This is a genomic window from Intrasporangium sp. (assembly GCF_032907665.1).
Lineage (GTDB): Bacteria > Actinomycetota > Actinomycetes > Actinomycetales > Dermatophilaceae > Intrasporangium.
In genome coordinates this window covers 9,705-20,589 of record NZ_JAJJPG010000066.1, presented here as the reverse complement: position 1 = coordinate 20,589, position 10,885 = coordinate 9,705, and the positions used below count along the sequence as shown (strand labels likewise).

Below are 10,885 nucleotides of genomic sequence, written 5' to 3'. Positions count from 1 at the left end.
CTGCGGGCTCTGCGGGAGCGCGTACCAGCTGCCGGGTGAGAGCCGCGCGGGCACGAGGAAGTCGCGCGCGCCCTCAGGCGTCGACCGGGTGAGGGTCGGGGTCTCGACCTCGACGAAGTCGCGCTCGCCGAGGACCTTGCGGGCGGCCGCGTTGACCTTGCTGCGCAGCCGGATCGCAGCACCTGCCGAGCTGTCGCCGGGGCGGCGCAGGTCGAGGTAACGGTGCTTGAGCCGGGCCTCCTCACCGACGGTGACGCGCTCGTCGATCTGGAACGGCAGGGGTGCGCTGGGGTTGAGCACCTCGAGCTCGTCGACGACGACCTCGACCTCGCCGGTCGGCAGGTCGGGGTTGGCGTTTCCCTCTGGCCGCTCCCGTACCTCGCCGGTGACCCGCACGCAGTACTCGTTGCGCACGTCGTGGGCGCCGCCCTCCTCCAGCACCTCGTCACGGGCGACCACCTGCACGACGCCGGAGGCGTCCCGCAGGTCCATGAACGCCACCCCGCCGTGGTCGCGTCGACGCGCCACCCAGCCGGTGAGCGTGACGGTGGTGCCTGCGTGGTCGGCGCGCAGGGTGCCGGCCTCGTGAGTGCGGAGCACGAAGGGTCCTTCCAGGAAGTACTGTCATGACGCGGCCGTATGCCGCTGGGCTCGCTCGCGTCCAGACGGTGGCGCCGGGCGCGGGCCGGGCGCGAGGGCGCCGAGGCCCAATCCTAAGGGGTTCTCGCGGGCGGTCGCGGTGCGAAGCCACCCCGCACGCCCCGGCCAGCCTAGGCTCGGGCGGGTGCAGCACTCCCGGAACCGTGAGCTCGACGGCGTGCGTGGCCTGGCGATCCTGCTCGTCGTCGTCGCGCACAGCGGGCTGCCCGTCCGGTGGGGCGCCCTGTCGGGGGTGACGCTCTTCTTCGTCCTCTCCGGCTACCTCATCACGAGCCTGCTCATCAGGGAGTGGGACCAGTGGGGCTCGGTGTCACTCTGGCGATTCTGGGGCCGGCGGGGGCTGCGGCTGCTCCCGGCGCTCGTCGTCTTCCTCGCCCTGGTCCCCGTGCTGCTGTGGGCCACCGGTGACGCCAGGATCGCGAGCTACCCGACTGCTGCGCTCGCCTCGGTTCTCTACGTCGGCAACTGGGTGCGGATCGCCGGCACCGACCTCGGGGTTCTCAACCACCTGTGGACCCTGTCCGTGGAGGAGCAGTTCTACGTCGCCTGGCCCCTCGCGTTCATCGCGCTGATGACGTGGGCCCGACCGCATGTCCTCGGCATCGTCGTCGCGATCGCCGGACTGGCGACCGTCTACAGCGTGTGGCTCCGTGCTCCGTTCATCCGGCTCGACATCTCGACGGAGACCAACGCCTTCGCCCTCCTGCTCGGCGTCGCTCTCGCCTTCGCCCTGGCCTCGATGGCGCGCCGGGCCTGGCACCCACCGCGGGTCAGTGTGGCGATCCCCTTCGCCGTCATGGTCGCGGCCTCGGCCTTCCCGTCGCACGACGTCGAGACGGACCACGGCCTGTTCCGTCCGCTGGGCGCGGTCTATGCGATCCTCGGGGTCTGGCTCGTCGCGAGCGCCGTCCTGGGTCGCTCCCGGGTGGTCGCCTCCCCGGTCATGGTCTTCCTCGGCACGATCAGCTACGCGCTCTACCTCTGGCACCAGGCGCTCATCAACTCCACCCTGTTCGGGGATCGGGCGATCCTGCGCAACCTCGCCCTCATCGCCGTGGCCGTCGTGCTGTCGTGGCTGTCCTGGGTTCTCGTCGAGCGTCCGGCCGGGAGGCTGCGCGGTCGGCTCCACCTCGACGAGCCGTCGCGGCGGCAGCAGGCGGCGGTGGGCGATGGCCCAACCGGTCCGCGGGACCCGCTCCGCTGAGGGCTCCTCGGCCTGGGGTGCGAGGTCAGCGCCCGGCCATGAGGTCCCCGCCGGTCGCGTCGAGCAGTGCCCGGCCTGCGAGTCGACCGGCCTCCACCATCCGGTCCATCTGGTGGAAATCGACGAGGCCGACCCCCAGCGTCGGGGGCGAGATGACGAAGGCGCCGGCGGCTCGGGCTCGCTCGACGGCGCCGGCGCTGCCGATCGTCATGGTGCGAAACAGGGTGTCGCCGATGCCGGGGATGCGCGGCGGTCGGGCGGGATCGGCGGGCCGACCCGAGCCCGAGCTGCCGATGTTGACCGCGACGAGCGGTCCCTCGTCGCGCTCGGTGAGCAGACCGACGGGGAGGTTGTCGAGGACGCCGCCGTCGACGAGGAGCCGTCCATCGTGTCGGAAGGGTGGGAAGAAGACGGGCAGACGGCCTGACGCGGCGACGGCCTCCCACAGCAGGCCGGCCCGGTGGATGTACGGCGTCCTGCCCAGCAGGTCCGTCGACACGCAGCGGAACTGGCGCGGAAGGGCCTCGATCCGGGTCTGCGCCCCGAAGGTGCGTCGCAGGGCAGCCTCGGTCCGACCGCCTTGGGCGATGGAGCGGGTCGGCAGCGCGTAGTCGCCGAAGGGGTTGCGCCGGACGAACTCGGCGAAGGTGCTCTCCTCGACGTCCTGGGCCGAGCGTCCCGTCGCATAGGCGGCAGCCATCACCGCGCCGAGGCTGGTGCCGGCCAGCCGGTCGACCACGAGGCCGGCGGCCTCGAACTCGTGCAGGACGCCGATGTGGGCCATGGCACGCGCTCCGCCCCCTGCGAGGACGAGCCCGAGCGAGCACCCTCCGATCGCCGCGGCCAGCGGCCGCAGGGTTTCCCGGAGCGCATGCACCGAGGTCCCGATGACCCGGTCGGGGCGCACCACGCGGCACCAGTCCGCGACGAGGTCCGGGGCCAGGTCCACGGAGTCCGACTCGGCCGGCCCGCCGACGAGCACGAGATCGGGGACCGTGCCCGAGGTTTCCCATGCCCTGGGCAGGTCGTCCTCGTGGTGTGCGACGAGGATGACGCGGTCGGCCTGGCGCAGGCAGGCGTCCCACCACGCCGACCGCTCGAACTCGTCCGGCCAGGGGGCCACGACGACGACGCGGTCGTTGTCGCGCTCGGCCCGGGCGAGCTCCTCGGCCCGGACGGCACCGGTGGCGTGCACCCGGAGGCGCCTCGGCAGCCCTCGCAGGAGGTCCTCGAGCGCCCTGCCGACCTCGGCGACCGGGCTGGAGCGAGAGAGGCCGACGACTGCGACCAGCCGCGCCTGGCTCGAGGCGGCTTCCTGCCGTTGGCCACGGGTCTGGAGCGCCCGCGCCAGGGCCGTGGCCACGGCCATGGACGCGCCGGGCTCCTGGCCCATCGCTGCTTCGAAGTCGGCGCGCGACACCTGCGAGAGCACCGAGTCGCGACGGGCCCGGACCGAGGCAGATCGGGCGTCACCGCCGGAGAGCAGGGCCAGCTCACCGAGGACCGAGCCGGGGCCGAGCTCCCGGATGACGACGTCGTCCTGGAGCACCTCGAGACGCCCGGCCACGACGACGTACATCACGGCTGCCCGATCGCCTTCTCGGAAGAGCCACTCCCCCGCCGCGAGCCGGACCTCGGTGCCGGCGCCCTCGAGCCGTCGACGTAACGAGGCCGGAAGGTCGTCGAGGTAGCTGCCGTGCGGATAGGGACGCAGGGCCTGCTGGGTCTCAGGGGTCTCGGCTCCTGGTGGAGGCAGGTGCACCCGCACCGTCCCGCTCGACCGGCCCTCGACCTCGTCGGCTGGGCCGTCGGGTGCACCGTCGCGATGTCGCAACGGTGCCACCACGGCCACGAGGGCCACCACGGTGAAGCACGCCGCGGCGAGGATCCAGCCCGGGCGCAGCCCGGTCAGGGCCGACGCCGTGAGGTCTCCGGCACCACCCCGCGGGCCGGGCCCGGCGACGGCGCCGAGGCGGGTGCTGAGGATCCCGACGACCACGGCGGTGCCGAGCACCCCGCCGAGGTGTCGCCCGGCCGACACGACGGCGGACGCTCCCGCGAGCCGACCGACCGGCACGGCCGCGAGGGTGGCCGAGCCGAGGAGAGTCAGGGTCGCCCCGGCGCCGGCGCCCGACAGCACCTGTCCCGGGAGCCAGTGCCGCAGGAAGTCGGGCTCCGGCCCGAGCACGACCGCATACCAGGCAACGGCGCCGGACCACACCAGCGCGGCGAGCGGGAGGAGCCAGGCCGTCGCGCGGTGCCGGCGTCGACCCAGCGCGACTGCGGTGACTGCGGCCACGGCGGCGCCGGGGACGAGGGCGAGGCCGGTCCGAGCGGGGCCATAGCCCCAGCCATGGTGGAGCCAGAGGACATTCGCCAGCAGCGACGCGAAGACACCCGTTCCCGCGATGGCGATGGCTGCGTTCCCCCACGGAAAGGAGTCGAGGCGGAGCAGGCCCGGATCGAGGAGCGGTCGTGGATGGGTCCTCGAGGTGGCGACGAGGCCGCCCGCGAGCAGGATCGCACCGACGAAGGCAGCGACGACGAGGAGGCTCGACCAGCCACGTTCCGGGCCCTCGACGAGCCCGAGCACGAGGAGCGCCAGGGCTCCGCACAGGAGCACGGCGGCGCGGACGTCGGTACCTCCCCTGGCGTCTGGTGAGCGGCTCTCGACGAGTGACCGGCCCGCGAGGGCGAGCGCGGCCACCCCGAAGGGCACTGTCGTCAGGAAGGCCCAACGCCAGCCACCGAGCCCGATCAACGAACCGCCCAGTGACGCGCCCAGCGCTGCGCCTGCAGCGCCCGAGCCCGCCCAGGCGGTGACAGCCTGGACACGCCGATCAGCAGGGACTGCTGACAGGACGATCGCGAGCGAGGCAGGCACGAGCATGGCGGCACCCGCGGCCTGCAGCGCGCGCCCGGCGACGAGCAGGGGTAGCGACGGCGCGAGAGCGCACCACAGCGCGGACAGGGTGAAGACGAGGGTGCCCGCCGTGAAGAAGCGCCTGCGGCCCACGAGGTCGGCCAGACGTCCCAGGACGACAGCGAGCGCTGCGAAGACGATGGCATAGGCGGTGAGGACCCAGCTGATCGCACCGAGCGACGCAGCAGGGAAAGCGGCCTGGAGGCTGGGGATCGCGACGTGCGCGGCGGTCAGGTCGAGGACGGTGAGAAGCGCGCCGAGGGAGGCCACGAGGAGCACGCGCCCCGGCGCCGGTCGCCCCCGCGCCTGCCGCCGGCCTCGGTATCCGACGCCGGCTTCGGGGACAGTCATCCGTGTCTCACTGCGTCATTGTCGTGCAGGACCGGGCGGGTGCGGTGGGGAACCGGCGAATCAGGCCTTTCCGGGCCGAGGGTGGGACTGCGTGGTCCGACGGCGACGATCTCGCACCAGCACGGTGGCCACCGCGAGACCGGCTTTCGGGGCGTCCCCAGGTCACTCGAGGGCGCGGTCCGCCTCCCTCCCGACGGCCTCGATGACGGCGCCCAGCGCCGGGCTCGTCCCCATGGTCGCCCGCCACACGACGCTGATCGTCCGCTGCGAGACGGGTCGGGTGATCGGCACGGCGACCGCCTCGGCGGGCAGCGGCCCGCGGCCGAGCCGGGGCACGAGGGCCACGGCATGCCCACCGGCCACCAGAGCGACGTGGGTGGCGAACTCCTGGGCGACATAGGTGATCCGCGGCGTGCGGCCGATGTCGGAGAACATCTTGAGGAGCCACTGGTGGCAGATCGATCCCGGCGCGACGCTCACCCAGTCCTCCTCGACGACGTCGTGCACGGACACGTCCCGCCGCGTGGCCAGAGGGTGGTCGCGATGGACGAGCAGGTCCGCGAGGTCGGAGCCGAGGTGCCGGATCTCGACGTGGTCGGGCACCGGGAGCGGCATCGGCTCCCAGTTGTGGACGAGCGCGAGGTCGTGGCGGCCGCCCGCCACGGACTCGATCGCATCCCACGGCTCGATCTCGTCGAGCCGCACCTCGACGCCGGGCGCCGATCGACGCAGGCCCTCGAGGGCGCCGACGACGATGCCCCGATAGGCCGTCGCGAAGACGGCCAGCCGGACCAGGCCCGCCGGCGCCTCGGCGAACCCGCGGACGCGGGACTCGAGCCGCTCCATCTCGGCGAGCAGCTCCCGCGCAGACTCGGTGAGCGACCGTCCCGCCTCAGTGAGCAGCACGCCTCGGCCCTGGCGCTCGAGAAGCCTCACGCCCGTGTGTGCCTCGAGGCGTTTGATCTGCTGGGAGACGGCGCTGGGCGTGTATTCCAGGGCCGTCGCGGCCGCGCCGACGGATCCGAGCCGCTCGATCGCGACGAGGGAGCGCAGGCCGACCGGATCGATCATGAAGCGATGCTACATCGTGAGGCACACATCAAAATGATGGTGTTTCACGATCACCTCTCGGAGACTGACCGGCATGCGCCCCCGCCACGCCGCCCTGGCCATCCTCGTCACAGCCATCTGGGGCAGCAACTTCGTCGCCATCCGGATCGGTCTCGACGACATCCCCCCGCTGCTCTTCCTCTCCATCCGGTTCGTCGTCGTCTGCGTGCCGGCGGTGTTCTTCGTCAAGCGCCCCGCGATCGCGTGGCGCGACCTCGCGCTCATCGGCATCTTCGTCAGCCTCGGGCAGTTCTCCCTCCTGTACATCGCGATGCATCTGGGCATGCCACCCGGCCTGTCGTCACTCGTCCTCCAGGCCCAGGTCCTGTTCACCGTGGTGCTCGCGGCGCTCTGGCTGCGCGAGCGGCCATCGCGTCGCCAGCTCGCCGGCGTCGGCGTGGGCGCCGCGGGCCTCGCCGTCATCGCCATCGGCCGTGGGTTGACGTCTCCTCTCCTGCCGCTGGCCGTGGTCGTGCTCGGCGCCGTGTCCTGGTCCATCGGCAACGTGCTCACGCGCCGGGCCGGGAGGGTGTCGGGCCTCCAGCTCACGGTGTGGTCCGGCCTCGTCGTCCCGGTGCCGGCGCTCGCGCTGTCGTGGCTCGTCGAGGGACCGGAAGCGATGGCCGCCGGGCTGTCGGCCTTCGGGTGGGAGGCAGCGGCCTCGACCGCCTACACCGCCTACCTCGCCTCGCTCGTCGGCTATGGGATCTGGAACACGCTCCTGTCCCGCTTCCCGGTCGCGAGCGTCACGCCCTTCGCCATGCTCGTCCCCGTCTTCGGGATGGTGGCGGCGGCCATCGCCTTCCGGGAACGCCCGACCCTGCTCGAGCTCCTCGGGGGGGTCGTGCTCCTCGCCGGGGTCGCCACGGCGGTCCTGCGCAGACGGACGTCCGGCGCCGATGCCCCCGCGTCGGGCGTGACGGCTCCGGGCCGCCTCTCTGAACCCGCCGCTCAGGCCGGGTCGCCGTCGAGGTAGAACCACCGGCCGGCCCGCTTGGCGAACCGGCTCACCTCGTGGAGCGCACCACGACCGTGCGGTCCGGAGCTGCGGGCCACGAACTCGACGATGCCGGTGTCGTCGTCCGCTCCCCCGCCCTCGACCCGGACCACGCGAAGCCCGGTCCACTCCACCTCGCGGTCCACGGGCGGGTGGTCCGGGCGCGTGCGCGGATGCCAGGTCCGGAAGACATGGTCGGCGTCGTGGAGCGCGTAGGCGGTGTAGCGCGACCGCATCAGCTCCTCTGCCGTGACGGGGACTCGAGCGCCGTCCAGGACCGGTTCGCAGCACTCGCGAAAGCTCGGGCCACCGCACGGACACGCCTCGGCGCGGCCCACGGTCAGGAGTCCTCCGTGGTCGCCGCTCGGCCGGCTCGCTGGGCCTCCCACGCAGGCCAGGGTGCATCCTTCGGGCGCAGGGTCGTCCAACCCGCCACCCGCGCGGCGTGGGCCGCGAGCACCCCGATGAGAGCGGCACTGTTGCTGATCCGGGCCGCGAGGGCCGCCTGGTGCGCCTCGTCGAGCGGCACCCAGAGCGGCCGGATGGTCAGCTCCTCAGCGCGGCGCTCGTGCAGGTGCTCCCCGGGCACGTCCGTGAGGTCGCGGGCGAGGAAGATGCGGACCGGCTCAGGGAACGCGCCCGCCGAGACGAGCTCGTCGATGAGGACGTCCCACCGCCCCGCCACGAGGTCCACCTCCTCGGCGAGCTCCCGGGCAGCAGCCTTCCAGTGGGGCTCCCCGTCGACGTCGAGCAGGCCGGCGGGCAGCTCCCACACGTGCCCACGTGCCGCGTGCCGGTACTGCCGGATGAGCAGGATGTGGTCGACCCCGTCGAACTGCTGCAACGCGACCACCGCGACGGCGCCGGGGTGCTCGATGAAGTCGCGCACGACGACGCCGCCCTCGCCGAGGTCGATCCGGTCGCGTCGCACGTCGAAGATGAGCCCCGAGAAGGGCACCACTGACTCGACGACCGGCGCCGACGTCCAGTCCTCGACGACGTCCCCGAACCCGCCCCGTGGAGCCGAGAGACTCACTCGGACCGCGCCATGGTGTCGACCGGAACCGTGACCAGGGTCGGGTCGGCGTGGGTCGAGAGGTCCTCCTCGGTGGCGTGCCTGGGCCGCTCCACCTCGACGAGGCGCTCGCTGCGCTGCCGCTCGAGCGCGGCACCGATGAGCCCCGCGAAGAGCGGGTGGGCCCGGTTGGGACGGGAGAGGAACTCCGGGTGCGCCTGCGTCGCCACGTAGTACGGGTGCACCTCACGGGGCAGCTCGACGAACTCGACGAGCTGCCCGCCGGGCGAGGTGCCGGAGATGACGAGCCCGGCCTCCTCGAGCTGGGTGCGGTAGCGGTTGTTGACCTCGTAGCGGTGGCGGTGGCGCTCCTCGACCTCCCCGGTCCCGTAGGTCTCGCGGGTGACGGAGCCTGCCTTGAGGGACGCGGGGTAGAGACCGAGCCGCATCGTGCCGCCGAGGTCGCCGGCGCCGTCGACGAAGGCCTTCTGCTCCTCCATCGTCGCGATGACCGGCGCGTCGCAGTCGGGGTCGAACTCCGTCGACGACGCTCCTGCGATGCCGAGGACGTTGCGGGCGAACTCGATGACCATGCACTGGAGCCCGAGGCAGATGCCGAGCGTCGGGACCTGCTTCTCGCGCGCCCACGTCAGGGCGCCGAGCTTGCCCTCGATGCCGCGCACGCCGAAGCCGCCGGGGACGAGCACCGCGTCGACTCCACCGAGCGACCGTTGCGCCCCCTCCGGGGTCTGGCACTCGTCGGAGGCGACCCAGCGGATCCGGACCTTGGCGTCGTGGTGGAAGCCGCCTGCCCGGAGCGCCTCGGTCACCGAGAGGTAGGCGTCGGGCAGGTCGATGTACTTGCCGACGAGCGCGACCTCGACGTCGTGCTCCGGGTCGTGGACGCGCTGGAGCAGCTCGTCCCACTCGGTCCAGTCGACGTCCCGGAAGTTCAGCCCGAGGCGCCGGATGACGTAGGCGTCGAGGCCCTCCCGGTGGAGCACCTTCGGGATGTCGTAGATGCTGGGTGCGTCCACGGCGGCGGCGACCGCGTCGACGTCGACGTCGCACATGAGCGAGATCTTCCGCTTGATCGGCTCGGGAATGTCGCGGTCGGCGCGCAGGACGAGGCCGTCCGGCTGGATACCGACCTGGCGCAGCGCCGCCACGGAGTGCTGCGTCGGCTTGGTCTTCAGCTCCCCGCTCGGCGCGATGTACGGGACGAGGGAGACGTGGAGGAAGAAGCAGTTCTCGCGGCCGATGAGGTGGCGCACCTGGCGCGCGGCCTCGAGGAACGGCAGCGACTCGATGTCGCCGACGGTCCCGCCGATCTCGGTGATGATGATGTCCGGCGCGTCGGCCGTGCCGGTGGCGAGGGCGCGCATCCGGGCGACGATCTCGTTGGTGATGTGCGGGATGACCTGGACGGTGTCACCGAGGTACTCGCCGCGCCGCTCCTTCGCGATGACGTTGTTGTAGACCTGTCCCGTCGTCACGTTGGCGGTGCCGACGAGGTTGACGTCGAGGAACCGCTCGTAGTGGCCGATGTCGAGGTCGGTCTCCGCGCCGTCGTCGGTGACGAAGACCTCACCGTGCTGGAACGGGTTCATCGTCCCGGGGTCGACGTTGATGTAGGGGTCGAGCTTCTGCATCGTGACCCGCAGGCCGCGGGATCGAAGCAGTCGGCCGAGGCTGGAAGCCGTGAGGCCCTTGCCGAGGGATGAGGCGACGCCTCCGGTCACAAAGATGTGCTTCGTCGTTTCCACCACGGGCTTTAAGTCTACGTCATGGGGTCGGTGCCGCCGTGTAGCGCGACACCCATCGGCGCGCCTCCTCCTCGGGCGAGGCCCACGTCCGCGCTCGCTCCCGGGCGCGCTCGCCGAGACTCTGCCTCAGCCCGTCGTCCCGCAGCAGCTGGTCGACCGCCGCTGCCACCGCCCGGGAATCGCCCACGGGCACGAGCACACCCGCGTCGCCGACGAGGTCCGGAAGGCCACCGATGCGGGTGACGACGACGGGCAGGCCGGCCGCCATCGCCTCCTGGACGACGAGTGCCCGGGCCTCCCACCGGCTCGTGAGGACGAAGACGTCCGCCGCCGTGAGCCAGTCCTCGACGTCGCGTTGTGGCCCGACGAGGTGCAGGGGTATGCCGCTGAGCTCGCTCTCGAGGGACGCGCGCAGCCGCTCGTCCCCGCCGCCCACGACGACCCACTCGGCGGGAACCTCGGCAGCCCGTGCGGCTGCCACGAGGGTCGGGAGATCCTTCTGCGGCGCGATCCGGGCCACGGTGAGCACGAGGGGCCGGTCCGGCGCGAGGCGGACACCCGCCACGGTCTCGGACAGCCGAGCGCGGGCCTCACTCCGGCTCGCGGCGGTCGCACGCGGGTTCCGAAGCAGGCTCGCCACCGCCGGCGACGGGACGGTCGCGAGCTCGACCCGGGTGGCTCCCAGGGCGCGCGCGAGCTCGACGAGGTCGGGGCTCGCCCCGGTGACGAGGGCAGCGCGCTGCAGGGCCCACGCCAGGGCCCTGCGCACCACCCGGGCAACCGACGCGCGGGCCGGGACCGAGCCACCTCCCACAGCTCGACTGTCCCCGCCGTCCACATCTCCCGCGCCACCCCCCAC

9 protein-coding genes are annotated in these 10,885 nt (G+C 72.8%); 2 read left to right on the top strand and 7 right to left on the bottom strand.

Features of this window, described 5'->3' with window-relative positions; genetic code table 11:
- Window positions 1-600, bottom strand: a 600-nt coding sequence (locus LOY02_RS11175) for an amino acid--tRNA ligase-related protein (protein WP_317182435.1), incomplete at its 3' end; no start/stop codon positions are given.
- Window positions 601-784: 184 nt separating this feature from the next.
- Between LOY02_RS11175 and LOY02_RS11170 the strand changes: the two genes are divergently transcribed.
- On the top strand, window positions 785-1,864 hold the full coding sequence (locus LOY02_RS11170; protein ID WP_317182434.1) for an acyltransferase: 1,080 nt from the start codon (window positions 785-787) through the stop codon (window positions 1,862-1,864).
- A 25-nt stretch (window positions 1,865-1,889) separates the two neighbouring features.
- Here LOY02_RS11170 and LOY02_RS11165 read toward each other — a convergent pair whose 3' ends face one another.
- Entirely contained in the window at window positions 1,890-5,138 is a 3,249-nt protein-coding gene (locus tag LOY02_RS11165; RefSeq protein ID WP_317182433.1) for an MFS transporter, read from the bottom strand.
- Between the two features lie 162 nt (window positions 5,139-5,300).
- Entirely contained in the window at window positions 5,301-6,209 is a 909-nt protein-coding gene (locus tag LOY02_RS11160) for a LysR family transcriptional regulator (protein ID WP_317182432.1), read from the bottom strand.
- Window positions 6,210-6,282: 73 nt separating this feature from the next.
- Between LOY02_RS11160 and LOY02_RS11155 the strand changes: the two genes are divergently transcribed.
- A complete protein-coding gene (locus LOY02_RS11155; RefSeq protein WP_317182431.1) occupies window positions 6,283-7,224 on the top strand; it encodes an EamA family transporter in 942 nt (313 codons plus the stop codon).
- On the opposite strand, the gene LOY02_RS11150 is transcribed toward LOY02_RS11155, so the two are convergent.
- From LOY02_RS11150 to LOY02_RS11135, 4 genes are all read right to left on the bottom strand, one after another.
- The gene (locus LOY02_RS11150) at window positions 7,200-7,481 is read right to left on the bottom strand and encodes a YchJ family protein (RefSeq protein WP_317182430.1); all 282 of its coding nucleotides are present in this window, start codon (window positions 7,479-7,481) and stop codon (window positions 7,200-7,202) included. The genes LOY02_RS11155 and LOY02_RS11150 overlap by 25 nt on opposite strands.
- Window positions 7,482-7,585: 104 nt before the next feature.
- A complete protein-coding gene (locus LOY02_RS11145; protein WP_317182429.1) occupies window positions 7,586-8,281 on the bottom strand; it encodes an NUDIX hydrolase in 696 nt (231 codons plus the stop codon).
- On the bottom strand, window positions 8,278-10,029 hold the full coding sequence (locus LOY02_RS11140) for a CTP synthase (protein ID WP_317182428.1): 1,752 nt from the start codon (window positions 10,027-10,029) through the stop codon (window positions 8,278-8,280). The genes LOY02_RS11145 and LOY02_RS11140 overlap by 4 nt, the downstream gene beginning before the upstream one ends.
- A gap of 16 nt (window positions 10,030-10,045) precedes the next feature.
- Window positions 10,046-10,885 (bottom strand): glycosyltransferase family 4 protein (locus tag LOY02_RS11135; RefSeq protein WP_317182427.1); only part of this gene is annotated, 840 nt, incomplete at its 5' end.